This window comes from Amycolatopsis sp. NBC_01480 (genome assembly GCF_036227205.1).
In the GTDB taxonomy this organism is placed as follows: domain Bacteria; phylum Actinomycetota; class Actinomycetes; order Mycobacteriales; family Pseudonocardiaceae; genus Amycolatopsis.
On record NZ_CP109442.1, the window covers coordinates 7,976,624 to 8,000,504 of the forward strand.

The following is a 23,881-nucleotide window of genomic DNA, read 5'->3' on the forward strand; positions in this document are numbered from 1 at the left end:
CGAGCGGTTCAGTTTCCACCCTGGTCGGCCGAACCGTCGGGCCAGTGTGCCATATCGGCCAGACCATTGGCATAGTTGGACCGCAGAGGTACGCTCGACCGGCCTGACTCACCTCGATACAAGGGAGTAGCGGATGGTCGGCGTGCCGGTTCTGGAGACGTCCTATTGGCCCGCGGAGCCCGGGGACGTCCTCGACGCCACGGTCTGCGAGACACTGCGCATCGCCGCGGAGACGGTGCCGGACCGCTTGGCCCTGGTCGACTGCGTGGCGGACCGCGAGGCCAGGGATGCCTGGACCTATGCCGAGTTCGTCGCGGACGCGGAACGGGTCGCCCGGGCGTTGCTGAAGCGGTTCTCGCCGGGAGACCGGATCGCCATCTGGGCGCCGAACAGCGCCCGGTGGATCGTGCTCCAGCAGGGGATCGCCATGGCCGGAATGGTGCTGGTGGCCCTCAATCCGGCGTACCGGGCCAGGGAAGTGACCTTTGTGCTCGACCAGTCCGGGGCGGTCGGCCTGTTCTGCCCGAGGACCTACCGGGAGTTCGACATGGTGGGCCTGCTCGAAGGCATCCGGGCGGAGACGCCGGACCTCCGGGAGATCGTCACGTTCGACGAGTGGGAGGCCTTCGCCACGAGCGGTGATCCGGATCAGCCGCTTCCGGTGGTGCGCCCGGAGGACATCATCCAGATCCAGTACACCTCGGGGACCACCGGATTCCCGAAGGGCGCCATGCTGCACCACAAAGGACTCCTGAACGAGGCCCGGCACGTGGCCGAGCGCGCGGGCATGGCCGACGGCGGCGTTTATGTGAACGCCATGCCGATGTACCACATCGGCGGCGGCGCGGTGACTTCCTTCGGGGCGTGGGCCAAGCGCGGCACCTTCGTGATCCTCCCCGGCTTCGAACCCGCGCTCCTGCTCGAAGCGTTCGAGACCTACCGGGGCACGCACACCCTGGTCGTTCCGACCATGCTGATCGCGATGCTCGACCACCCGGACTGCGCCCGGCGGGATCTGGCGAGCCTTCAGACCATCCTGAGCGGCGCCGCGTCCGTGCCGGCGTCGCTGGTGCGGAAAACGCAGCAGCGGCTGGACTGCCAGTTCAGCATCCTGTTCGGGCAGACCGAGGCCCACGGGGTGGTCAGCCAGACCAGGGTCACCGACTCCGCCGAGGATCAGGCGGAGACGGTGGGGCAGCCACTCCCGCGGCTGGAAGTGAAGATCGCGGACGCGGAGACCGGCGATCCCGTGCCGCTGGGCGAAACGGGGGAGATCTGCTGCCGCGGATACCAGAACATGCTCGGGTACTACCGGATGGAGGCCGAGACGAGCGCGGCGATCGACGCGGACGGCTGGCTCCACCTCGGCGATCTCGGCTCGATGGACGAGCGTGGTTTCATCCGGATCAGCGGCCGGATCAAGGACATGATCATCCGGGGTGGCCTGAACATCTACCCCGCCGAGATCGAAGCCGCGCTCGGCGATCACCCCGCCGTGGAGTACGCCGCGGTCATCGGTGTGCCCGACGACAAGTGGGGAGAGCAGATCGGTGCCGTCGTCAAGTTGAGGCACGGCGCCGAACAGCCTTCGGTGGAAGCGCTCACCGCGTACCTGAGGGCGGAGATCGCTCCGCACAAGACGCCGGTCTACTGGGCCTTCGTGGCGGCGATGCCGACCACGCCGAGCGGCAAGATCCAGAAATTCGTCCTGCGCCGGCAGGCGGAGGAGGGTGCGCTCAGCTTCGACTTCGTGCGGTCCGCGGGCGCCGACAACGTGGGAGCACAGGTTTAGCCGCTTCGCCTCACCCGAATGGGGGAAGTCGTCGAGATGGCCAAGCTTTGGTTGCATCCGTATATGGTTAGACCATAATGAGGGCACCCCGCCGGCGAGTCTCCTGGGGAGGATGACGTTCGTGGTGCGGAGTTCCGCGCGGCAGCTTCTGCCTTCGAAGAATCAGATACGGAGATTTGTATGCAACGGAGCATGCGTTGTCTGCTTGTGCTGGCCAGTGCCGTACTCGTGGCGCTGGTCGGCTCGGCCTCGCCCGGTGCTTCGGCCACCACCGGAAATGCGGCCGGATCACTGATACCGGCCGATCTGCTGTCGATTCCGGATGGCTTGCCGAATGGGCCGTTGCGTGACTACGGCACCCCGACGAAAGCGCCGGCAAAGACCTGCCCGTTTGTCGGGAAAATCCCGGTCTCGCTCCCGGTGGTGACCTCGCCGGTGGGCACGTCGATTCCCGGCCTGGCCGGCCTCGACCTTGCCGAGCCGGCTGTCGCGACGCACGTGTACGGCGAACTGTGCATGAACGAGGCGGCGCTGGCTGGCGCCCGGCAGGGGCATCCGCCCGCAATTCTCGTGCTGGTGCACGGAATCACCTACGGCACCTACTACTGGGACTTCCCCTACCAGCCGGGGACCTATTCGACGGTCAACGACCTGGTCGGCCATGGCTACGCGACGCTGAACCTGGACCGGGTCGGCGACGGGCGGAGCGACCACCCGCTGAGCCCCCTCGTCAACGCCCCCGCGCAGGCCGAGATCGTGCACCAGCTGGTGCAGAAGCTGAAGGGCGGGCAGCTCGGCGGAGTCGCGTTCGATCACGTCGGGCTGGTGGGGCACTCCTACGGGACCGTGATCAACTGGATCGAATCGGCTTTGTACAACGACACCGACATCAACATCGGAACCGGTTACAGCGACCGCGTCAACCCGGTGACGGCCGGAACGTTCATCGGCATGGCGACCCCGGCGCTGGCCTCCAAGCTGCAGCAGTCGCAGCCGTGGGCGGTCGACCCCGGGTACCTGCAGCCGCTCGACACCGCGCGAGGACTCCCGCAGCTCTACTACGGTGCCAACGTGGATCAAGGCGTGGTGGACACGGACCGGCGGCTGGCCAATACGGTGACCGTCGGCGAGGCCGCGACCTTCGTGCCCCGGGAATACGACGGCACGCACAAGAACATCAAGATCCCGACGTTCTCGATTCAAGGCGAATACGACATCATGACCTGCGGAAACAACGCGGAGGAATGTTCGACCCAGGCCACAAAATCCGACGATCCGGCCACGATCGAGCAGAAGTCCGCTCGGTACACCGATTGGCAGTCCACCGCGATGAACTCGCAGTCCTGTTTCCGGGGAGCGGTCATCCCGGATGCCGCGCACAATGTGGCACTGCACCAGAACGCCCGGCAGTTCCAGCAGCAGGTCGAATTCTTCGCGGACCAGGCCATGGGTGTGCACGGTGAAAACACCGCTCGGTATCGGTCGGTCTGCGCCACCCAGGGCCCGGGTATCTTCGACAACCTGCCGGAATTGTCGCGGCTGGTCCCGCCCTTCCCGATCTCGCCGCCTCCGCTGAGCGCGGTCACGGATCCGATTCTGGGGCTGCTGCCCAAGAACTGACCGGACCGGAAAGCGGTGGCACCCAGGACGCGGGTGCCACCGCTTTTCCGTCTGGCGGTGAAGCCGGGATTCAGGTCCGGCGGATCGCGATCGACGCTCCGAGGTGCACGGCCCCGCCCGCGGTTCCGTCGCAGCCGGCGCAGGAGTGGCCGGCGGCGGAATGGGCATCCGGGAACAAGGCGATTTCGGTGTCCGCGTCCTGCTCCGGCGGCGTCGGGCCGGCGGGCCGGCTCGCCGACTCGAGGGCCAGCAACGCCGCCCCGTACGCGCCGGTGATCTGCGGGTGCTCGGGCACCCGGACCTCCAGCCGGAGCGCGCTTGCGAGGAACTCGACTGCGGCGGGATTCCGGGCCACGCCACCGGTCATGACGACGGGAGCGTGCCGTCCGACCTGAGCCACCAGCGCCAGCGTCCGACCGGCGATCGCGCGGTGCACCGAGGCCGCGATGTCCGGGGTGGGCAGTCCTTGAGCCAGCATGGAGACGATCTCGGTCTCGGCGAACGTCGCGCACATGCTGCTGACCTCGAGCTCGGCGGTGCCCTGCCGGGCCAGGTCGCCGAGGTCGTTGATATCGCATTCGAGCGCGCGGGCGAGCACCTCGTAGAAGCGGCCGGTGCCACTCGCGCAGCGATCGTTCATGGCGAAGTCGTTGACCAGACCGCTTTCGTCGACGGTGATCGCTTTGCTGTCCTGGCCGCCGATGTCGATGATCAGCTTGACGCCCGGGCACATCGCCGCGGTGCCCCGGGCGTGACAGGTGATCTCGGTGAAGGTGCGGCGCACGCCGGGTACGAGCTTGCGCCCGTACCCGGTCGACACCGTGCCCGACAACTCCGCTTCGCCGATCCCGGCCTGGGCCAGCGCCCGGTCCACGGCCCGCTGCATGCCCTGGCGGCTCACCGCGCCCATCTGGACGACGCTCGTGCCGAGCATCGCGCCGCGGTCGTCGACGATCACGGCCTTCGCGGTGGTCGAGCCCAGATCAACGCCGAGGTGGTAGCCGGTCATGCGAACGCGCTGAACCCGTCGGGCAGCGATCCGCGCTCGCGGCGCACGTCGATCGCTTCCAGCATCGCCACGAGGCGGCTCTCCAGGATGCCGTCCTTGTAGAACGAAGCGTCCGCGACGTCGCCCTCGAAGAAGATGGACGGGATGCCGAGCTTGTCCTGCGCCGACTTGGCCAGGAGCCGCTGCGGTCCGGTGAAGGCCCGGCACGTGCGCGTGGAGTGGAACACGAGACCGTCGAGGCCGTACTCCTCGCAGTCGCGCAGGGTCAGGTACTCCAGCGTTTTCGCGCCGTGGTTGGTGGGGCACAGGAGGTAGTGCTGGGCCATGCCCAGGATCGGGTCGCTGGTGTCGATCAGGTGCGGCTCCTGCCAGAAGGCGTTCTGGATGTAGCGGCCGGCCAGCACCGCGACGCCGTGCTCGGCGAATTTGCGGGACAGGTAGCCGAGCTTGTTCCAGTTCATGATGCCGTCGAAGTAGAGGCGGTACTTCTCGTCCTTGACCGCCGAGACGCCGTTGTCGATCCGGCCCTGGATCTCGTCGCGCACGTCGGCGAAATAGTCGACGAGTGCCTGGTTCCCGGGCAGGAAGTTGATCGGCGCGACGCTGGCGATCCAGTCCCAGAACGTCGCCGGGGCCGGCTTCGCCTTGCACAGGTCGAGGCCTTCCCGGCGCAGCTCGCCGGCGCGCTTGATGTAGGTCATGCTTTCGCTCAGCGCGTCGTAATCGAACGGACGCCCGGTCTGGTTTTCCAGGAATCCGATGAGTTCCCGAAGCTGATCCGCGACGAACCGGGATGCTGTTTCCCACTCCTCGCCCCGGAGGTAGCCGGAGTCCGGCTTGTTGCCCCAGAGGAAGGGGTGCGAGATGTTGAAGATCGGGAGTTCCTTGCCGAAGACGCGGTAGGAGATCCCGTCCCATTGCTGGCCCGTGCTGCAGCCCGCGTAGTTGTTGACGAAGAAGTCCGGCGCGGGCAGTTTCGCCGCGAGCACCTCCTGGTCGTGCACGCCGACCACCCCGGTCTGGTCGCCTTCGGTGCCCTGCAAGGTGAGTACGGAGCAGCCGAGGTGCGTGCGGGAATACGAGCACAGCTCGGCGTTGTAGCCGTATTCCGCGCCGGCCAGCTGAGCCGGTCCTTCGAGCCGCTGGGCCGCGAGGCGGGCCGCGAACGCCTCGCCGTGGCACCAGGCCAGTCCGGCCGCCTGGAACATCGGGTTGAGCGCGCCGCCGTTGTACCAGACGATTTTCTTGCCCCGCTCACGCGCGGTGAAGAGGTCGTCCCAGTAATCGGAGATCATCTGGCCGCCGACGCGCGTCATCCCGAGCCGGTTGCTCTTGTCTTCGACGGGCTTTTCGATACTTCCGAGCATTTCAGTCGTCTCCCGTGGTTGCTGGCTCAGACGTGGACGGGCCGGCGGCGCAGGGCGCGCTCGACCAGTGCTTCGATCCGGGTGCGGAAGGATTCCAGCGGCATTCCCTCGTGCTCGGTCTCGAGCTGGAGCTGGGGGACTTCGGCCGCGTCGAGGGCTTTGCGAAGTTCCGGGTAGTACAGCATGTGCGGTTCGCAGAACTTCGGCATGAGGTGGATGACCGCTTCGGCGCCGCTGTGCCGGACGGCCTCGAGCAGGTAGGTGTCCCAGTCGGCATCCTGCTGCACCCGGGTCGGGCACGGGATGGTCACGTTGCGCCGCGCGTACCACCCGGCCAATGCGGCGATCGGATCACCCTCTTCCTCGACATCCGTGGAGAGGTAACGCCTTCCGTGGTACAGATCGTCGTCGACCACGATCGCCCCGCTGTCTTCGATCACCTCGAGCAGCTCGCGTCGTGGTGCGTGGCAGAGGTGTCCGGACAGATGCACCCGGACGCGGTCGTCGCGCTCGGTGCGGTGGATCCCGGCCAGCGCTTCGAACAGCAGCGCGTGGTGTTCGACGGGGTCCATGACCATGCTCGAGACGATGATGTCCTGAAGCTCGACCGGGCTGAGCGAGGCCTCACCCGCGCTGCGGGCGTCGAGCAGCTGCCGGATCAGACGGCGGTCGCGGTTGTAGGCTTCGATGCTCTGGCGGAGCGCGCCCTGCTCGACCGGATTCCCGGTGAACCGTTCGATTTCGGCCCGGATCTCCGCCATCGTCTCCGTGACCTTGGCCGGCGCCCACGAGTCGTTCATCGACGAGTTCAGCATGCCGAGGAAAACGGTGGTGTCCGGCTTGAGGGTCCGGGCGATCTCGGTGGCGCCGATCAGCTGGATGCAGTGGTCGGCGGTGAAGACGGCGTCGTAGAGGTCGAACCGGCCGGTTGCCACCTGGTCGGCCAGGTTGCGGGTGTACCCGCAGTAGAACTCGGCCAGCAGCGCCCGGCCTTCGGTGATCGGCTCCTGATCGTCCTGCACGATCACCGGCAGCGCGCCGGCCGCGTGCGCGAGCTCCCGCGGGAAGTTCATCGGCAGGATCGCGAGCACGGCGCCGCCGGGGTGTTCGGCCCGCCATCGCCCGACGTAGGCGCGCGGATCGCGGGCCACGCCGACCAGTCGTTCCATGGCCTCGGAAGGCGCGTCGGTCATGAGTGTGGTTCCTCTCCTGGGTTTCGTCGGATACTCTACGCCGCGTGTAACTGAGGCACAATGACCGTAGTGAGTCTGCGGGATCGTCCGAGGAGGCCGTTTTGTCGCCGATCGTCAACCGCTACACCCGTCTCGTCGGGATCGAGCACCCGATCGTCCAGGAGGGCCTGGGGCCGTTCCGCACGCCGAAGCTCGCCGCAGCAGTGTCCGAAGCGGGCGGGCTCGGCACTGTGTCGATGCCGGGCATGCCCGAGGACATCGCGCAAGGCGCACGCACCTTCCGTGCCCACATCGAAGAGTGCGCCTCGCTCACGGACCGGCCGTTCGCGGTGAACATCCCGGTGGGAGTCGACAGCTCGGGGAAAGTGCTCCCGTTCACTGACGCGTATATCCGGACCGCGCTCGAGGCCAGGGAGGCCGACCCGGCGATCGCGCGGAGGCTGCGCGTGCTGACCACCTCGGCCGGCTTCCCCGGTCCTTACATCGCGGCGATCAAGGACGCGGGCCTGGTGCACCAGCACAAGGTCGGTTCGACCCGGCAGGCGGTGAAAGCCGCGGCGGCCGGCGTGGACGTGGTGATCGCGGCGGGGTTCGAGATGGGCGGCCACGCGCCGAGCAAGGCGGTGCACACGTTCGTCCTCATTCCGAACGTCACCGAGGCGGTCGACGTGCCGGTGCTGCTCACCGGCGGGGCCCGGGACGCCCGTGGGCTCGCCGCCGCTCTCGCGCTCGGCGCCGAGGGGGTCGCCATGGGGACGCGCTTCATCACCAGTACTGCCAACTCCGACTGGCATCCCGCATACATCCAGGCGCTGCTGGACGCGGAAGAGGGTGACGATGTCGCCTTCGACGGTGTGTACGGCCCTTGCCGTGGCCTGCGGAACGCGGCGTCCCGGCGGCTGACCGAGGCGGCCGCACACCATGACGGCGGCGAAAAGCCGGATCAGGTCGAGCTGACCCGGTGGAAGATCGAGTCGATGCAGCGGGCGCAGACCGAGGGTGATGTCACGGACAGCCTGGTGCTGACCGGGCAGGTGGCGGCCGCGATCCACGACCTCGTGGACGTCGCCGAGTTCGTCCCCCGGATGGCGTCCGAGGCGGCCGAGATCCTGCAGTCCCTGGCGGCGCGGCTCGGGAGCCTCACAGCTTAATGGTATGTTTGGTCAGTCCATTTGAGAAGGGTGACGGCATGACGACGAGGTCGAGCCGGGGCGAGCCGGGCCTCGAAGTCGGCGTGGCGCTGAACGACGAGCTGCTCATCGCTGACGGGGCGAAGCGCCGCGAGATCCTGAACCACATCGCCGAAGCCGGGCTGGGCCACGTCACGGTCGGAGACCACATCAGCTTTCACGGTGGTGCCGGGTTCGACGGGATGGTCGCCGCGACTTCGATCCTGGCCGGGCACGACTCGCTGCGCGCGGTCATCGGCGTCTACCAGCTGGCTCTGCGCCATCCGATGGTGGCTGCGCGGCAAATGGCCACGTTGTCCCAGATCGCGCCCGGACGGCTCGTGTTCGGGGCCGGCGCCGGCGGCGAGGACCGCCTGGAGGTCGTGAACGCGGGGATCGATCCGGCCACGCGAGGCCGCCGGCTGGATGAGAGCCTGGGGCTGCTGCGGCGCCTCGCCGACGGCGAGCCGATCGAGCACGAGGGCGAGTTCTTCCGCCTGCGGGACGCCCGGATCCTTCCCGCGCCGGTGCCGCGGGTGCCGATGGTGATCGGCGGCTCGGGTGACGTGGCGGTGCGGCGGACCGCCGAACACGGTGACGGCTGGATGGGGATCTTCTGCTCGGCGAGGCGATTCGGTGCCACGGCCGGGAAGATCCGGGCGGCCGCGGCGGAACGGGGCCGCGAGGTCTCCTGGTTCGGCCTCAGCATGTGGGTGGGCCTGGGGCGTGACGACTCGACGGCACGGCGGCTGCTCGGCGAACGGATGCAGGCGCTGTACAACCTTCCCCCGGAGAAGTTCCGGCATCTCACCGCGGCCGGGACGCCCGCCACGGTCGCCGCGGCGTTGCAGCCGTACGTCGACGCGGGCGCGCGGCATTTGACCCTGGTGGTCGCCGCGGAGTCGGTGCACGACGGGATCGAGATGGCCGGAGAGGTCCGCGGCCTGCTGGACGGGCGGTGCTGAACTCGATGCGCGCGGCGGTTCAACGACGGTACGGCGGGCCGGATGTGCTCGAGGCGGCCGAGCTGCCCGGTCCCGTCCCGGACCGGGACCATGCGGTGATCGAGCTGCGGGCGGCCGCGCTGAACTGGCATGACGTCCTCGTCCGGCGCGGGCAGTACCGCTCTCCCTTACCTCATGTCCCGGGCGCCGACGGGGCCGGCATCGACGTCGAGACCGGCGCCGAGGTGCTGGTGCTCCCCGCTCTTCGGTGGGGCGACGACGAGTCGGCGCCGGCTCCGGACTGGGAAATCCTCGGGGACCGGCGGCACGGCACGTACGCGGAAAAGGTCCGGGTGCCACGGGACTGTGTGTTTCCGAAGCCGCCCGGTCTGACGTGGGCCGAAGCGGCCGCTCTGCCGCTCGTGGGCCTGACCGCCTATCGCGCGCTGTTCACCCGGGGACGGCTTCGCGCGGGGGAGTCGTTGCTGGTGCTCGGTGCGGGTGGCGGAGTCGCGACGATGGCGGTCTCCCTCGCCTCGGCGGCCGGTGCCCACGTCGTGGTGACTTCCTCGGCCGAGGCCAAGATCGCCGCGGCCGGCGAACTCGGCGCGGTGGGCGGGGTTCGTTACGACCGGCCGGGATGGGTGGAGGCGGCCGTCGCGCGGTCACCGCGGCGGCGCGGGTTCGACCTCGTCCTCGACCCGGTCGGTTCCTGGGCCGACGCGCTCGCCACCCTGCGCCCGGGCGGGAGGCTGGTGGTGCTCGGTGCTTCGCGGGCCGAGTCGGCCACGCTCGCCGTCCGCCCGTACTACTTCGGGCAGTACGACCTGCTCGGCACGACGATGGGCAGCTCCCGCGATTTCGAAGGCCTGCTGCGGCTGCGCGCGGAGCATGCGGTCCCGCCGCCGGTCATCGACCGCGTCTTCCCGTTGGCCCAGGCGGCGAAGGCGCACGAGTACCTCGAAAGCGGCCGGGGATTCGGGAAGACCGTGCTCAGTACCGACGTGGAAGGGATCGTGTGATGAACGAGCCTCTTGTCCGCCACGAACTCGATGACCACGGCGTGGCGTACCTGACGCTGGACTCCCCGGCCACCCGCAACGCCTTGAGCGACGCGATGCTCGACGAACTGCTGGCCGCGCTCGAGTCGGCGAGACAGGACGAGCGCGTTCGCGTGGTCGTCCTGGGTTCCTCGCACGACAAGGTGTTCTCGGCCGGCGGTGACCTGAAATCCTTCGCCGGCAACACTTCCACGGTCGTGAAGTACCAGGGCCTGGACCGGTTCCCCCGTCTCTACCAGGCCATCGGCGGCCTGGGGAAGCCGGTCATCTGCGCCGCCGGCGGCGACGTGCTCGCCGGGGCGTTCGGGGTGGCCCTCGCCTGCGACCTGGTGATCGCCAAGGAGGGCGTGCGGTTCGGGTGCCCCGAGATCAACGTGGGTGTTTTCCCGTTCATGATCTCCAGCCTGATCTACCGCAACGTCGATCGGTTGAAGGCCAACGAGTTGATGATGCTCGGCGAGCCGATCGACACGGCGGAGGCCCGGCGGCTGAACCTCGTCAACGCGGTGGTCCCGGCCGACCGGTTCGACGACGAGGTCCGGTCGTGGGCGCGCAAGGTCGCCGGCAAGTCCCCGTTGCTCATGCGGCTGGGCAAGGACGCGATCAACGCCACCCGGGACATGAGCCTGCCGGACGCCCTGGAGGCCTTGCGGGCCCAGCTCGCCCTCGCGTTCACCACCGAGGACATCGTCGAAGGGGTGGCGGCTTTCCGGGAGAAGCGCGAGCCCGTGTGGAAGTTGCGGTGAAGCAGGCCGCCCGACCTCGTTGATTCAACGGTCAGACCATTGTATGGTCGTACCAGTATTGCTGGCTGGAGGGCGGTAGGTTCGCATGGACGCGAAGCTCGCGACGGTCCACGATCGTTACAGCGCCACGGAGATCGCCGCCTACTACGAGGCGGGGCTCTGGGAGCCGGCGAGCTTCACGGAGCTGGCGGCCCGGCAGGCCGCGGCCCGCCCCGACCGGCCGTTCCTGATCGACTCGACGTCTTCGGTGACCTTCGCCGAGTTCCGGGACCGGGCACTGCGGCTCGCGGTCGGCCTCCGGCGCTCGGGCATCAGCCGCGGCGACCGCGTGGCGGTGCAACTGCCGAACTGGACCGAATTCCCGGTGCTGGCCGCGGCTCTCTCGCGCCTCGGCGCGATCCTCGTGCCGATCATGCCCATCTACCGGGAAGACGAGGTGGCGTACGTCCTGCGGCATTCGGGCGCGGTCGCGGCCGTGACCTGCGGGGAGTTCCGCAAGTTCGATCATCTCGGGATGTTCGCCGGACTGCTGCAGGAGATTCCGGGTCTGCGGCAGGTCTACCTCGCGCGCCCGGACCGCGAGCTGGACCCGGCGGTCGCCACGCCGCTGTCGGATCTCGTCGCCGAGGGCAGCATCGAGGCGCTGGAAGCGGAAGCGGGCCCCGACAGCTCACCGGATGACGGGTTCCTGATCGTGTACACGTCGGGGACGACCTCGCGGCCCAAAGGCTGTTTCCACACGTTCAACACCCTGCGGGCAAGTGCGGCGGCGATCGCCGAGGGGCTCCGGTACAGCGAGCGGGACGTCCAATTCGGACCTTCGCCGATCACCCACAGCACGGGACTGGTCACCAGTGTGGTGCTGCCGCTGCTGAAGGGCGCGACCTCGTGCCTGATGGAGGTGTTCGAGCCGGAGGCGGCGCTGCGGTGGATCGAGCGGTACGGCTGCACAGCGGCGGTGACCGCGACCCCGTTCCTGCAGATGCTGATGTCGGCCTACGACCCGGAAAAGCACGACGCGAGCAGCCTGCGGTTCTGGGTGTGCGCCGGTTCGCCCATCCCGGGCGCGGTCATCGCGAAGGCGGGTGAGCTGTTCCCGGGCTGCCGGACGCTCAGCCTCTACGGGCGGTCGGAGAACATGCTGACCACGATGTGCACCGCCGCCGACCCGGCCGGGCAGGAGGCGCATTCGGACGGTGCCGCGGTGGCGGGCGCACAGGTCGAGGTCGTCGACCAGGACGGCCGCGAGGTCCCTCGCGGGGAGGAGGGGGACATCGCCTACCGGGGGCCGAGCCACATGCTGGAGTATTTCCGCGACGAAGCCCAGACCGAGGCCTTGTTCACCCCGGACGGCTTCTCCCGCTCGGGAGACCTCGGGCGGATGGACGCCGAGGGCTACGTCCGGGTCACCGGCCGGCTCAAGGACATCGTGATCCGGGGCGGCATGAACATCAGCGCGCGGGAGGTCGAGGACCACCTCGCCGACCACCCCGGCATCGCCGGCGTCGCGGTCGTCGGGATGCCGGACGAGCGGCTCGGTGAAAAGGTGTGCGCCTACGTCACCCCGGCCGGGCCGGGTGCCGGGCCGACGCTGCGGGAGATCACCGATTTCCTCCGCGCGCGGCACGTCGCCGTGCAGAAGCTGCCGGAGCGGCTCGAGGTGGTGTCCGAGCTGCCGATGACGGCCACGGGGAAGGTGAAGAAGCACGAACTCCGGGAAGACATCAGGAAGAAGCTGGCATCGGCCTGAGACCGGGGGAGCCCGGGTACCCCGGAGCCGCCTCAGCTCGTGCGGGCGCGGTCGCCGGAAGAACTGGCGCCCTCCTCCAGCCCGGGCAGCCCGGCGGTGGTGAGCAGGCGGAGGGTTTCCTCGATGTCCGTGGACTGCGCGGTCCGCCGCGGCCAGTTCGAGACCGAGAAGATCATGCCGAGGACGGCCTGGGCCGCCACCGGAATCCGGTGGCCGGCGTCCGGGTAGCGGTGTCCCAGCAGCTCTTCCCAGCGCGCCGTGTACTGGGCCCGGCGGCGATCGAACGGGCGGCGCCACGGGTCCGCGAGCGAGCGCACGTCCCGCTGGTAGAGGTTGACCAGCTCGCGGTGCTCGACGGCGAAGGTGATGTGGTGGCGGACGGCGCGGTCGAGATCCGGTCCGGGATCCCCGTGCACGGGGATCGTCGCGCTGACGAGTTCGTCCAGCGCCTCGTTCAGCAAGGTCGCCAGGATCTCGTCCTTGCCGGAGAAGTGCCGGTACAGCGAAGGGCCGCTGAGCCCCGCCCGTTTCCCGATCTCGTCGACCCCGACGCCGTGGAAACCCTTCTCGTAGAAGGCTTCGGTGGCGGCTTCGAGGATCCTGCGCTCCCTGTCCACCCGGCGCAGCCTACCAGGTTCGGAACGTTCGTTCACCGGTGTGCGTTCCAGCTGGAGGTTTCGTATTCGGTCGACGGCACTGTTGTCGATTAGGTCTGACCATTGTAGCCTTTGACGGAGTGGTGTCACTGGCGAAGCCGCGGCGATCGGCGAAGGGCGGGGAGATGGACCTGAGCGATACTCCCGAGGAGGCTCGATTCCGGGCGGGGGCGCGGAAGTTCCTCGAGGAGAGCCTGCCCCGGCTCGGCCGGCCGCAGCCGGACGACCTGGTCGGCCGGGTCCCGTTCTGGCGGCAGTGGCAGCGGATGGTCTTCGAGGCGGGCTACGCCGGGCTCACCTGGCCGAAAGAGTACGGGGGCCAGGGCCTCGACGAGCGGCTGCGCGCCGTTTTCGGCGAGGAGAACGATCGCGCCGGGGCTCCGGACCGGCTCAACATCATCGGTGAGGACTTCGGCGGGCCGACCATCGTGCACTTCGGCACCGACGAGCAGAAGGCGCGCTACCTGCGTCCGATCCTCACCGGCGAGGAGATCTGGTGCCAGTTGTTCTCCGAGCCCGAGGCCGGCTCGGACCTGGCTTCCCTGCGCACCCGGGCGACGAAGGTCGAAGGGGGCTGGAGCATCACGGGGCAGAAGATCTGGACCAGCCGCGCCCAGATCGCCGCGCACGCCATTCTGCTCGCCCGCACCGGCGGCGGCGAGCGCCATCGCGGGATCACCTTTTTCCTGCTGCCGATGGACAGTGCCGGCATCACCGTCCGCCCGCTGGCCCACATGCTCGGCGAGGCCGAGTTCAACGAGGTTTTCCTGGACGAGGTGTTCGTCCCCGATTCCGCGGTGGTCGGCGAGGTCGACGGCGGGTGGAAGGTCGCGATGGGCACGCTCGGCTTCGAGCGCGTGGCGATCGCGACCGGCCGGGTCAACACCACCAAGGCGATCGGCGACATCATCGAGGACATCCGCGGGCGCCGGGATGCGACGGGTCGCCCCCTCGGTGCCGATCCGCTGGTGCGCCAGCAGGTCGCCGACCTGTGGTCGCGGGCGCTGGTCCACCGCACGATCAGCCAGCGCGTGGTCACCGGTGCCGCCGCCGACGGCCCGCCCGGCCCGGTCACCTCCATCGGCAAGCTCTACTTCTGTCCGCTGGTCGAGGACCTGGCGGACTTCCGGCTGTCGCTCGAGCCGCTGGGCGGCCAGTTCGGGCTCGACGACGAGCTGGCCGAGACGCGGGCCTGGCTCCGGCTGGCCAATCAGGCCCGCGGCACCGCCATCGCGGGCGGGTCGACCTTCATCCAGCGCAACATCGTGGCCGAGCGCATCCTCGGCCTGCCCAGGAGCTGACGACATGACCACGGAACACCCCTACGTCTGGCACCCGAGCGCGGACTACCTCGAAAACAGCAATGTCGCCCGGCTGATGCGAGCCTTCGGCGTGAGGACCGCGGACGAGCTGCGCGCCCGGTCGGTCGCCGACATCGCCACGTTCTGGCGGGCCGTGGTCGACGACCTCGGCCTGCCGTTCCACTCCCCGTATTCGGCCGTCGTGGACACCAGCCGGGGCATCGCGTACCCGGAGTGGTTCGTCGGCGGCGGGCTGAACGTCGCGGAGGCCTGCCTCGGGCGCTGGGCGCGGGAGAACCCTGATGCGCCCGCCGTGGTGCACGAGGCCGAGGACGGCACCGTGCGCCGGTTGACCTTCGCCGAGCTGGACGACCAGGTCGCCGCGGTGCGCGCAGGTCTGCGTGCGCGGGGCCTCGGGCGTGGGGACACGGTCGCGCTCTACCTGCCGATGACCCCGGAGGCGGTGGTCGCGATGTACGCGGTCGCGAGCATCGGTGCCGTGGCAGTTCCGTTGTTCAGCGGGTTCGCGACGACGGCGATCGCGTCGCGGCTGCAGGACGCCGAGGTGCGCGCGGTGATCACGGCCGATGCGACGGTACGCCGGGGCCGGACCGTCCGGATGCTGCCGCAGCTGGTCGCCGCACTGGAATCGTGCCCGCGGGTGGAGCACGTGATCGTGGTGCCGAACGTGGCCGCCGACCTCGAGCTTTCCGGCGGCCAGATCGCGTGGTCGGAACTGCTCGCCGCCGAGCCCGATCGCAAGGTGGAGCCGACGTCCACTTCGGACATACTGCTGCTCGCGTACACCTCCGGGACGACGGGACGTCCGAAAGGGGCGGTGCACACGCACGCCGGCTTTCTCGCGAAGGTCGCGATGGAAGTCGCCTACGCCTTCGACATCAAGCCAGGACGCACTTTCTGCTGGATCACCGACATGGGCTGGATCATGGGCCCGCTGTCCATTTTGGGCACCCACGCCTGCGGCGGCACGCTGCTGCTCTACGAGGGCTCGCCGGATGTTCCGGATACGCAGCGGTTGTGGCGGCTGGCCGAAACGCACGGCGTGAGCATGCTCGGCGTGTCGCCGACGCTGATCCGGGCACTGCGCGCGGCGGACGAGCCGCCCAGCGCGGATCTGTCGTCCGTGCGCATCCTCGGTTCGACGGGCGAGCCGTGGGATCCGGAATCCTACGAATGGCTCGCGCGGGACGTCTTCGGCTCACGCGTGCCGATCATCAACTTCTCCGGCGGGACCGAAGTCGGGGGCTCGTTCCTGTGCCCGTACCCGGTCGAAGAGATCACCAGCTGCTCGCTCGGGGGACCGGCGCTCGGCATGGACGTCGACGTGGTCGACGACGAAGCCCGGCCGTTGCGCGGCCAGGTGGGCGAACTCGTGTGCCGGCAGCCGTGGCCCGCGATGACCCGCGGGATCTGGCACGACGACCGGCAGTACCGGGAAGCCTATTGGTCGACCTTCGAGGGGCTGTGGCGGCACGGGGACTACGCGCTGGTCGACGAGCGGGGCGACTGGTTCATCCTCGGCCGGTCCGACGACGTGATGAACGTGGCCGGCAAACGGGTCGCGCCCGCGGAGATCGAGTCCGTCGTCGGCCAGGACCCCGCCGTGGCGGAGTCCGCGGTGGTCGGCGTGCCGGACCCGGCCAAGGGCGAGGCCGTGTGGGTCTTCTGGGTCGGCAAGCCGGGGGCGGACACCGACGACGAGGAGGTCGCGCGAAGGCTCCGCGCCCGGGTCGCGGAAGAAGTCGGCAAACCCTTCGCGCCCAGCCGGATCGTCCGCGTGGCGCAGCTGCCGAAGACCCGCTCGGCGAAGATCATGCGCCGGGCGATCCGCGCCGCCGTGCTGGACCAGGACCCCGGAGACCTCTCCGGCGCCGAGAACCCGCAGGCGGTCGGGGAGATCGCCGCTCAGCTCAAGGGGCGGCCATGAAAGCGGCCGGGTCAGTCTTCCTGGACGTCGACGTCGGTGCGTTCCTCGACCTTGAGCACGGCCTCGGCGTACGTGTGCACGTGCCGGGTCATCCGGCGCACGGCGGCGTTGGGATCCTGGGCGCGGATGGCCGCGGTGACCGAGCGGTGGGCGCGGACCGTGGTCGCCCGGACCTCCGCGTCCACGAACTGCGTGTTCCGGGTGGACGCGTAGATGGCCCGCGACAAGGCCAGCATGAATCCCGTCAGCAGCTCGTTGTGGCTGGCCATCGCGACACCCACGTGCCAGTCGATGTTGGCCTGCAGGAAGGCATCCAGGTCTCCGGCGGCGACGAGGTCGTCGTTCGCGACCTCGAGGCGGTCCAGGTCCTCCTCGGTGCGGGCGCTCGCGGCCAGGCGGGCGCACGCGGGTTCGAGCGCCTCGCGGGTTTCGAGCAGCGCCGGGATGCGGATCTTGCGCCCGCGGATCATGAGGTTGACCGACTGGGCGACCGACTCTTCGCCCGGGTGCTCGACGAAGGCGCCACCGGCGCGGCCGGTCTTGACCCGCACCAGGCCCTGCACCTCCAGGATGCGGAGCGCTTCCCGGACGGTGGTGCGGCTCATCCCCGTCTGGGTGACCAGCTCGCGTTCGGGCGGCAGTGCGGTGCCTTCGGCGAACTCGCCGCGCAGGATGCGTTCACGCAGGTCGTTCGCGAGTACGTCCGAGGCCTTGGGCACCTGCATCGGTGACAGCCGCACAGGATTCCGGATCGTCCCGTTCGGCGTATTCGCTGGCTCTGCCATCTCACGTCCTGTTCCACGAATTTGGTCGTACCTAAAGTACCAGTGATTCCGCCCCGATCGCCGGAGCCGCCGGGGCGAGGAGAGGATTGTTCATGGAGTGGAAACTCTCCGACGAGCAGATCGCCTATCAGGAGGCGCTGCGCGGTTGGTTGTCCGACACCGCTTCGTCCGCCACCGTGCGCGCTTGGCTCGACGAAGGCGACGAGCAGACTTTCGAAGCGCAGTTCGTCCGTGGCGGCTGGGCCGGGGTGGGGATTCCCGAGGAGTCCGGCGGTCAGGGCGGCGGCCTCGTGGAGCTGGCGCTCACCGCGGAGGAGCTGGCTCGCGCGGCCGTCCCGTCCTCGGCGTGGCTGGCCACCGTGCTCGCGGTGCCCGCGCTGGCGGGCCGGCCGGAGGCGGCTGAACAGGCGCTCGCCGGGAAACCGGTCACGCTGCTGGTGCCCGCGGACGAAATGCCGGATGCGGGGCCGGTGCTGGCGATGGATGCCGAGGGCCGGCTCAGCGGGAGCGTGCCCCGCGTGCTGGCCGGGTCCCGAGTGGACTCGTTCGTGGCTGTGGTGCGGCAAGGCGACCATCGCACGTTGCGATTGGTGCGGGCCGGGGACGCCGGGAAGTCCGCGCGTCGGCTGCTCGACCGCAGCCGCTCGGTCGCCGACATCCGCCTCGAATCGGTTCCGTCGGAGCCGTTGCCGGTGGCGGGGGAGGCGTTCCTGCGTGATTACGCCGCCCGGGCCGCGGTGCTGGTCGCGGCCGACGCGCTGGGCGCGACGGAACGGATGCTCGCCCTCGCGGTCGAGTACAGCAAGCAGCGCCGGCAGTTCGGGGTGCCGATCGGGTCGTTCCAGGCGGTCAAGCACGCGGCGGCGACCATCCTGGTCGGGGCCGAATCCGGGCGCTCGGTGCTCTACTACGCGGCGGCGACGGTGGACGCCGGCGAACTCGACTGCGGGCTGCACGCCGCCGCGGCCAAGGCGCAGATCACCGCGGTAAGCGCTCGTGCGGCGGACAGCGCGCTGACGATGCACGGTGCGATCGGCTACACCTGGGAGCACGATCTCCACCTGTTCTCGAAGCGCGCCAAGCTCGACGAGTACCTGTTCGGCACCCCGGCGCAGTGGAACGAGCGGATCGCCGACGGCCTGCAGCTGGTGTGACGCACTGGTCCGACCAGATCTGTCTTTTGGTCAGTCCTTTTGTTAGAATCAGGCCGCAGCCTGCCGACCGGATGAGGGGACACCGTGGATTTCGAGCTCACCGAAGACCAGCTCACGATTCGCCGAGCGGTCGCGGAGCTGGCGGCCAAGTTCGACGACCAGTACTGGATGGAGAAGGACGCGGCGCACGAGTTCCCGCACGAGTTCTACCGGGCGTTCGCCGACGGCGGCTGGCTCGGCATCACCACCCCCGAGGAGTACGGCGGGCACGGCTTCGGGATCACCGAGGCTTCGCTGCTGCTCGAAGAAATCGCCGCCTCCGGTGCGGGCATGAACGGCGCCAGCTCGCTGCACCTGTCGATCTTCGGCATGCACCCGGTGATCGTGCACGGCTCCGAGGAGATGAAGCGTGAGTGCCTGCCGCGCATCGTCAACGGCGATCTGCACGTGTGCTTCGGGGTCACCGAGCCGGGCGCCGGGCTCGACACGACCCGGATCACCACCTTCGCCCGCCGAGACGGCTCCGACTACGTGGTCAACGGCCGCAAGGTGTGGATCTCCAAGGCGATGGAGTCGGAAAAGGTCCTGCTGCTCACCCGCACCGCGAAGTTCGAGGACTCGCCGAAGAAGACCGACGGGCTCACGCTCTTCCTGACCGACCTCGACCGCGACCACGTCGACATCCGGCCGATCAGGAAGATGGGCCGCAACGCGGTCACCTCCAACGAGCTCTTCATCGACGATCTGCGGATCCCGGCGGAACACCGCGTCGGTGAGGAGGGCAAGGGGTTCAAGTACATTTTGGACGGTCTCAACCCGGAGCGGATGCTCGTCGCCGCGGAGGCGCTGGGCATCGGCCGGGCCGCGCTGCGCCGGGGCGTCCGGTACGCCAACGAGCGGGAGGTGTTCGGCCGGCCCATCGGCATGAACCAGGGCCTGCAGTTCCCGCTGGCCGACTCGCTGGCGCGGCTCGACGCGGCCGAACTCGTGCTGCGCAAGGCAACCTGGTTGTACGACAACGGAAAGAAGTGCGCCAGAGAGGCCAACACCGCCAAGTACCTCTGCGCGGACGCCGGTTTCGAGGCCGCCGACCGCGCGCTGCAGACCCACGGTGGCATGGGCTACTCCGAGGAGTACCACGTGGCCCGGTACTTCCGGGAAGCCCGCTTGACCAAGATCGCGCCGCTGAGCCAGGAAATGGTCCTCAACTTCCTCGGTGAGCACGTGCTCGGACTGCCCAGGAGCTACTGATGTTCTCACTATCCGGCCGATCCGCCCTCGTCACCGGGGCGGGCAACGGCATCGGTGCCGCCGTGGCCAAGGCCTACGCCGCGGCCGGGGCCGCCGTGCTCGTCTCGGACCTCGACAAGGACGCGGCCGCGGCGGTCGCGGCCGAAATCACCGCCGCCGGCGGGCGAGCCGAATCGGCGGCACTGGACGTCCGCGAGGCCGGGCAGGCCGCCGACGTCGCCGAGCAGGCCGCGCGCCTGGGCGGCGGGACACTGAACATCCTGGTGAACAACGCGGGCGCCATCGCGCCGGCGATGTTCCCGAAGATGACGGCGGAGCAGTTCCAGTTCGTGCTCGGCGTGCACGTCGGCGGGACCTTCACGGTCAGCCAGGCCGCGCTGCCGCACCTCGCGCAGGACGGCAGCGGCCGCGTCATCAACGTCACCTCCGCCGCCGGGCTCGTCGGCACGATCGGGCAGGCGAACTACGGCGCCGCCAAGGCCGGCATCGTCGGCCTCACCAAGTCCCTCGCCCGCGAGCTGGCCCGGCAGCACATCACGGTGAACGCCCTGGCTCCGCTCGCGGCCACCGCCATGACGGAGAACATCCGCGGCAACGAGAAGCTGGCCAAGCTGACGCTCGAACGCATTCCACTGCGGCGCTGGGCGGAACCCGCCGAGATCGCCGGGGCGTTCGTCTTCTTCGCCTCGGACGCGGCCGGATACATCACCGGGCAGGTCCTGCCCGTCGACGGAGGGACGGTCATCTGATGCCCGGCTTCGCCAGCCCCTTGACGCGCCACGGCCGTGAGGCGCTCATCGTCGATGCGCTGCGCACGCCGATGGGCAAGGCCCACCCGGACAAGGGATGGTTCCGCGACACTCACCCCAACGTGCTGCTCGGCGTCGTCTACACCGCGTTGCTGGAGTCGGCCGGGGTCGCCCCGGAGGTCGTCGAGGACCTGGTGATCGGCTGTACCGCGCCGTTCGGGGAGCAGTCGCGCAACGTGGGCCGCAATGCCTGGCTGCAGGCCGGTTATCCGCCCGAGGTGCCCGCGACGGTGCTCGACCGGCGGTGCGGCTCGGCCCAGACCGCGGTCGAGATGGCCGCCGCGCTGGTCGCGTCCGGCACGCACGAGGTGGTCATCGCCGGCGGGGTCGAGCACATGCAGCACGTGCCGATGAACGCCCCGGCGAAGATTTCCGAGCTGTACGGCGATCCCTGGCCCGACGAGCTGCGCGCGCGGTACGGCTTCGTGCCACAGGGCGAAAGCGCCGAGCTGATCGCGGACCGGTGGGGGATCACCCGGGCCGAGATGGACGAATTCGCGGTGCGTTCGCACGCGCTGGCCACCGCGGCGGTGGAGGCCGGCCGGTTCCGCCGCGAGATGATCCCGATGGAGCTGGACGGCGAGCAGCGCGTCAGCGACCAGGCCATCCGCCCGGGCACTTCGATGGCGGGGCTGGCGGCTCTCAAACCGGCGTTCCGCCCCGAGGACGGACGGATCACCGCCGGCAGCTCCTCACCGCTCAGCGACGGCGCGGCGGGCGTGCTTCTCTCCTCTCGCGAGGCGGCCGAACACCACGGCTGGACGCCCCGGGCGCGGGTGCTCGACCAGACCACGGTCGGCGTGGACCCCGTCATCATGCTCACCGGCCCCATCCCCGCGACCCGGAAGCTGCTGGAGCGCAACGGTTTGACGATCGACGACCTCGATCTGATCGAGATCAACGAAGCGTTCAGCTCGGTCGTGCTCGCCTGGGAGCGCGAACTCAAGCCGGACATGGCGAAGGTGAACGTCAACGGCGGGGCGATCGCGCTCGGTCACCCGGTCGGCGCTTCGGGCGCGCGGCTGTTCGGCACGCTGCTGTCCGAAATGGAGCGGCGGGACGTGGAGCTCGGGCTGGTCACCATGTGCTGTGGCGGTGGCCTGGGGACGGCCACGCTCGTTCAGCGGGTCCGCTGATGATCGACCTGCGGCCGTTCGTCTCCGCCGGCGACGGCGTGTGGTGGGGCCAGGGCGGCGCGGAACCCGAACCGCTGGTGAACGCCCTGCTCGACCAGGTCGGCGAGATCGGCGAGGTCCGCGCGTTCTGCGGTCTGACGTGGAATCCGCGGCTGGCGGGGGATCTGCCCGACGAGCTGACCGTGCTTTCCTACGGCGGGCTGGGCGAGCTGCGCCGGCTGAGCCGGCACGGCCGGCTCGACGTGGTGCCGTGCCACTACTCCGCGCTGCCGCGCATGTTCGCGCGCGGCCAGCTGCCCGCCGACGTCGGGCTGGTGCAGGTTTCCCGGCCGGACGGCAACGGCGAGGTGTCGCTCGGCATCGGCGTCGAGTACGCCGCGGACGCCATCCCGCACAGCCGGGTGCTCGTCGCGGAGGTGAACCACCGGATGCCGCCCACCACCGGCAGCGCGCGGCTGCCGCTGGAGCGGTTCGCCGCCGTGGTCGAGACGGACCGCCCGCTCGCCGAAGCGTCCACCCGTCCCGCCGATGCGGTGGACCGGGCGATCGCCGACCACGTCGCCGGGCTGATCGAAGACGGCGACACCCTGCAGATGGGGGTCGGGCCGCTGCCGAACGCGGTGCTCGACTCGCTGTCCGGTCACCGCGAACTCGGCTTTCACAGCGGCATGATCACCGACGGCGTGCTGACCCTGGTCGAGAAGGGCGTGCTGACCGGGGCGCGGAAGGAAATCGACCGGGGAATCATCGTCACCGGTGCCGCCTTGGGCACGGCGGAGTTCTACGAGCGGATCGGCGAGTTCCCGGTCGAGTTCCGGCCGGCCAGTTACACGCACTCGCCGGCGGTGCTTTCCCGGCTGCGCTCGCTGGTCTCGATCAACTCCGCGATCGAGGTCGACCTGCTGGGCCAAGTGGGCGCGGAGATCCGCCGGGGCGTGCACATCGGCGCCGTCGGCGGCCAGGTCGACTTCAGCCGGGCCGCCTCGTTGACCGGTGCCCGTTCGATCATCGCGCTGCGCTCCGAATCCGCCGGTGAATCCACGATCTCGCCGGCCCTGCGCGGTGGCGTCGTCACCACCGCGCGGGTCGACGTCGACGCCGTGGTCACCGAGCACGGCGTCGCGCTCCTGACCGGATGCACTGTCGCCGAACGAGCCCGGCGGCTCATCCGGGTCGCCGCGCCGCGGCACCGGAGCACCTTGGAAAACAGCCTTGCCGACCGGGAGTTGCCATGACCCTGCCCAACGCGGCGCAAGACGAGAGCCGCACCGTCAAGATCCGGGAAGTCGGTCCCCGGGACGGGTTCCAGAACGAGCCCGAAACCATTCCCACGGCCGAGAAGATCCGGCTGATCAACGCGCTCGGCCGGGCCGGCCTCACCCGCATCGAGGTCGCCAGCTTCGTCCGGCCGGACGTCATCCCCCAGCTCTCGGACGGGGTGGCCGTCCTCGAGGGCATCGACCTGCCCGAGGACGTCGACCGCCTGGTGCTGGTCCCGAACAGCCGCGGCCTCGACAACGCACTGGCCCAGCGCGACCTTTTCGAGGAGATCGCGCTGTTCGTGAGCGCGTCGGAGACGCACAACCAGCGCAACATCAACCGGCCGGTGGCCGAGACGATGGCCGACGTCAAGAAAATGGGCGAGCGCATCGTCGCCGAAGACCTCGGCTTCTGCGCGGTGATCGCCACGTCGTTCGGTTGCCCGTTCGAGGGCAAGGTCCCGATGGACCGGGTGCTCGACCTCGCCGAGCAGTTCGCCGAAGCCGGCGCGACGGAGCTCGGATTCGGTGACACCACCGGGATGTGCAACCCGGCGTACGCGTCGCGGTTCTTCGCGGCCGCGCTCGATCGCCTGCCGGGAATCGAGATCACCGCCCATTTCCACAACACCCGCGGACAGGGGCTGGCCAACGCGTACGCGGCGTTCGAGGCGGGGTGCCGCAGCTTCGAGTCGAGCTTCGGCGAACTGGGCGGGTGCCCGGTACCCGCCGGTTCGACGGGCAATATCGCCACCGAAGACCTCGTGAGCATGTTCCACGAAATGGGCGTGGACACCGGGACCGACCTGCCCGCCCTGATCGAGGCGGCCCGGGCTGCGCAAACCGTGCTGGGCCGCAAACTCACCAGCCACTCGATCGTCGCCGGCCCGGTCGGCTGGGCCGCCCCCGATACCGAAACAGGAGCGTAAGT

20 protein-coding genes are annotated in these 23,881 nt (G+C 69.5%); 15 read left to right on the forward strand and 5 right to left on the reverse strand.

The features are described 5' to 3' along the window. Positions 1–133: 133 nt before the first annotated feature. Both OG371_RS37545 and OG371_RS37550 read left to right on the forward strand, forming a co-directional pair. A complete protein-coding gene (locus tag OG371_RS37545) occupies positions 134–1,792 on the forward strand; it encodes an AMP-binding protein (RefSeq protein ID WP_329060746.1) in 1,659 nt (552 codons plus the stop codon). 192 nt (positions 1,793–1,984) lie between these two features. Continuing rightward, positions 1,985–3,412: an alpha/beta hydrolase gene (locus OG371_RS37550; protein WP_329060748.1), complete on the forward strand. Its 1,428-nt coding sequence runs from the start codon at positions 1,985–1,987 to the stop codon at positions 3,410–3,412. Positions 3,413–3,482: 70 nt separating this feature from the next. Here the strand turns inward: OG371_RS37550 and OG371_RS37555 are convergent, their stop codons facing one another. Genes OG371_RS37555 through OG371_RS37565 form a run of 3 tightly spaced genes read right to left on the reverse strand, consistent with a single transcriptional unit; the run spans position 3,483 to position 6,981 of the window. Further along, positions 3,483–4,421 (reverse strand): acyl-CoA dehydratase activase, encoded by a 939-nt coding sequence (locus OG371_RS37555; RefSeq protein ID WP_329060750.1) that lies wholly within the window; start codon positions 4,419–4,421, stop codon positions 3,483–3,485. Further along, positions 4,418–5,788 (reverse strand): 2-hydroxyacyl-CoA dehydratase subunit D, encoded by a 1,371-nt coding sequence (locus OG371_RS37560; RefSeq protein WP_329060751.1) that lies wholly within the window; start codon positions 5,786–5,788, stop codon positions 4,418–4,420. Before OG371_RS37560 ends, OG371_RS37555 begins: the two co-directional genes overlap by 4 nt. A 26-nt stretch (positions 5,789–5,814) precedes the next feature. Then, positions 5,815–6,981, reverse strand: a complete 1,167-nt coding sequence (locus OG371_RS37565; RefSeq protein WP_329060754.1) for a 2-hydroxyacyl-CoA dehydratase subunit D — start codon at positions 6,979–6,981, stop codon at positions 5,815–5,817. A gap of 101 nt (positions 6,982–7,082) precedes the next feature. On the opposite strand from OG371_RS37565, the gene OG371_RS37570 reads away from it, so the two are divergent. The 5 genes from OG371_RS37570 to OG371_RS37590 all read left to right on the forward strand — a co-directional run bounded on the left by OG371_RS37570 (position 7,083) and on the right by OG371_RS37590 (position 12,651). Next, entirely contained in the window at positions 7,083–8,132 is a 1,050-nt protein-coding gene (locus tag OG371_RS37570) for an NAD(P)H-dependent flavin oxidoreductase (protein ID WP_329060756.1), read from the forward strand. Between the two features lie 38 nt (positions 8,133–8,170). Beyond that, on the forward strand, positions 8,171–9,115 hold the full coding sequence (locus tag OG371_RS37575) for an LLM class flavin-dependent oxidoreductase (RefSeq protein ID WP_329060758.1): 945 nt from the start codon (positions 8,171–8,173) through the stop codon (positions 9,113–9,115). Positions 9,116–9,120: 5 nt separating this feature from the next. After that, positions 9,121–10,116 carry a quinone oxidoreductase family protein gene (locus tag OG371_RS37580; RefSeq protein ID WP_329060760.1) on the forward strand — a complete coding sequence of 332 codons (996 nt, stop codon included), beginning with the start codon at positions 9,121–9,123 and terminating at the stop codon, positions 10,114–10,116. After that, on the forward strand, positions 10,116–10,901 hold the full coding sequence (locus OG371_RS37585; protein WP_329060762.1) for an enoyl-CoA hydratase/isomerase family protein: 786 nt from the start codon (positions 10,116–10,118) through the stop codon (positions 10,899–10,901). The genes OG371_RS37580 and OG371_RS37585 overlap by 1 nt, the downstream gene beginning before the upstream one ends. 85 nt (positions 10,902–10,986) lie before the next feature. Beyond that, on the forward strand, positions 10,987–12,651 hold the full coding sequence (locus tag OG371_RS37590; RefSeq protein WP_329060764.1) for an AMP-binding protein: 1,665 nt from the start codon (positions 10,987–10,989) through the stop codon (positions 12,649–12,651). A gap of 32 nt (positions 12,652–12,683) precedes the next feature. Here the strand turns inward: OG371_RS37590 and OG371_RS37595 are convergent, their stop codons facing one another. Continuing rightward, positions 12,684–13,268 (reverse strand): TetR/AcrR family transcriptional regulator, encoded by a 585-nt coding sequence (locus OG371_RS37595; RefSeq protein WP_329060766.1) that lies wholly within the window; start codon positions 13,266–13,268, stop codon positions 12,684–12,686. Between the two features lie 164 nt (positions 13,269–13,432). Between OG371_RS37595 and OG371_RS37600 the strand changes: the two genes are divergently transcribed. Beyond that, positions 13,433–14,608: an acyl-CoA dehydrogenase family protein gene (locus tag OG371_RS37600; RefSeq protein WP_329060767.1), complete on the forward strand. Its 1,176-nt coding sequence runs from the start codon at positions 13,433–13,435 to the stop codon at positions 14,606–14,608. Between the two features lie 4 nt (positions 14,609–14,612). Then, positions 14,613–16,556, forward strand: coding sequence for an AMP-binding protein (locus OG371_RS37605; protein WP_329060769.1), 1,944 nt, complete (start codon positions 14,613–14,615; stop codon positions 16,554–16,556). Between the two features lie 11 nt (positions 16,557–16,567). Here OG371_RS37605 and OG371_RS37610 read toward each other — a convergent pair whose 3' ends face one another. Further along, positions 16,568–17,341, reverse strand: coding sequence for a FadR/GntR family transcriptional regulator (locus tag OG371_RS37610; RefSeq protein WP_329060772.1), 774 nt, complete (start codon positions 17,339–17,341; stop codon positions 16,568–16,570). A gap of 92 nt (positions 17,342–17,433) precedes the next feature. Between OG371_RS37610 and OG371_RS37615 the strand changes: the two genes are divergently transcribed. The 6 genes from OG371_RS37615 to OG371_RS37640 all read left to right on the forward strand — a co-directional run bounded on the left by OG371_RS37615 (position 17,434) and on the right by OG371_RS37640 (position 23,879). Next, positions 17,434–18,495 (forward strand): acyl-CoA dehydrogenase family protein, encoded by a 1,062-nt coding sequence (locus OG371_RS37615; RefSeq protein ID WP_329060774.1) that lies wholly within the window; start codon positions 17,434–17,436, stop codon positions 18,493–18,495. Between the two features lie 84 nt (positions 18,496–18,579). Beyond that, positions 18,580–19,746 carry an acyl-CoA dehydrogenase family protein gene (locus tag OG371_RS37620; RefSeq protein WP_329060776.1) on the forward strand — a complete coding sequence of 389 codons (1,167 nt, stop codon included), beginning with the start codon at positions 18,580–18,582 and terminating at the stop codon, positions 19,744–19,746. Further along, positions 19,746–20,495 (forward strand): SDR family NAD(P)-dependent oxidoreductase, encoded by a 750-nt coding sequence (locus OG371_RS37625; protein WP_329060778.1) that lies wholly within the window; start codon positions 19,746–19,748, stop codon positions 20,493–20,495. The genes OG371_RS37620 and OG371_RS37625 overlap by 1 nt, the downstream gene beginning before the upstream one ends. Next, positions 20,495–21,691, forward strand: a complete 1,197-nt coding sequence (locus OG371_RS37630; RefSeq protein WP_329060780.1) for a thiolase family protein — start codon at positions 20,495–20,497, stop codon at positions 21,689–21,691. Before OG371_RS37625 ends, OG371_RS37630 begins: the two co-directional genes overlap by 1 nt. Then, positions 21,691–22,926, forward strand: coding sequence for an acetyl-CoA hydrolase/transferase family protein (locus OG371_RS37635; RefSeq protein WP_329060782.1), 1,236 nt, complete (start codon positions 21,691–21,693; stop codon positions 22,924–22,926). The genes OG371_RS37630 and OG371_RS37635 overlap by 1 nt, the downstream gene beginning before the upstream one ends. Continuing rightward, the gene (locus tag OG371_RS37640; protein ID WP_329060784.1) at positions 22,923–23,879 is read left to right on the forward strand and encodes a hydroxymethylglutaryl-CoA lyase; all 957 of its coding nucleotides are present in this window, start codon (positions 22,923–22,925) and stop codon (positions 23,877–23,879) included. The genes OG371_RS37635 and OG371_RS37640 overlap by 4 nt, the downstream gene beginning before the upstream one ends. Positions 23,880–23,881: the final 2 nt, after the last annotated feature.

Bases quoted from the DNA above. Each gene is read 5' to 3' on its own strand.
- OG371_RS37545 (WP_329060746.1), top strand. From the start codon at position 134: ATGGTCGGCGTGCCGGTTCTGGAGACGTCCTATTGGCCCGCGGAGCCC.
- OG371_RS37550 (WP_329060748.1), top strand. From the start codon at position 1,985: ATGCGTTGTCTGCTTGTGCTGGCCAGTGCCGTACTCGTGGCGCTGGTC.
- OG371_RS37555 (WP_329060750.1), bottom strand. From the start codon at position 4,421: ATGACCGGCTACCACCTCGGCGTTGATCTGGGCTCGACCACCGCGAAG.
- OG371_RS37560 (WP_329060751.1), bottom strand. From the start codon at position 5,788: ATGCTCGGAAGTATCGAAAAGCCCGTCGAAGACAAGAGCAACCGGCTC.
- OG371_RS37565 (WP_329060754.1), bottom strand. From the start codon at position 6,981: ATGACCGACGCGCCTTCCGAGGCCATGGAACGACTGGTCGGCGTGGCC.
- OG371_RS37575 (WP_329060758.1), top strand. From the start codon at position 8,171: ATGACGACGAGGTCGAGCCGGGGCGAGCCGGGCCTCGAAGTCGGCGTG.
- OG371_RS37580 (WP_329060760.1), top strand. From the start codon at position 9,121: ATGCGCGCGGCGGTTCAACGACGGTACGGCGGGCCGGATGTGCTCGAG.
- OG371_RS37585 (WP_329060762.1), top strand. From the start codon at position 10,116: ATGAACGAGCCTCTTGTCCGCCACGAACTCGATGACCACGGCGTGGCG.
- OG371_RS37590 (WP_329060764.1), top strand. From the start codon at position 10,987: ATGGACGCGAAGCTCGCGACGGTCCACGATCGTTACAGCGCCACGGAG.
- OG371_RS37600 (WP_329060767.1), top strand. From the start codon at position 13,433: ATGGACCTGAGCGATACTCCCGAGGAGGCTCGATTCCGGGCGGGGGCG.
- OG371_RS37605 (WP_329060769.1), top strand. From the start codon at position 14,613: ATGACCACGGAACACCCCTACGTCTGGCACCCGAGCGCGGACTACCTC.
- OG371_RS37610 (WP_329060772.1), bottom strand. From the start codon at position 17,341: ATGGCAGAGCCAGCGAATACGCCGAACGGGACGATCCGGAATCCTGTG.
- OG371_RS37615 (WP_329060774.1), top strand. From the start codon at position 17,434: ATGGAGTGGAAACTCTCCGACGAGCAGATCGCCTATCAGGAGGCGCTG.
- OG371_RS37625 (WP_329060778.1), top strand. From the start codon at position 19,746: ATGTTCTCACTATCCGGCCGATCCGCCCTCGTCACCGGGGCGGGCAAC.
- OG371_RS37630 (WP_329060780.1), top strand. From the start codon at position 20,495: ATGCCCGGCTTCGCCAGCCCCTTGACGCGCCACGGCCGTGAGGCGCTC.
- OG371_RS37635 (WP_329060782.1), top strand. From the start codon at position 21,691: ATGATCGACCTGCGGCCGTTCGTCTCCGCCGGCGACGGCGTGTGGTGG.
- OG371_RS37640 (WP_329060784.1), top strand. From the start codon at position 22,923: ATGACCCTGCCCAACGCGGCGCAAGACGAGAGCCGCACCGTCAAGATC.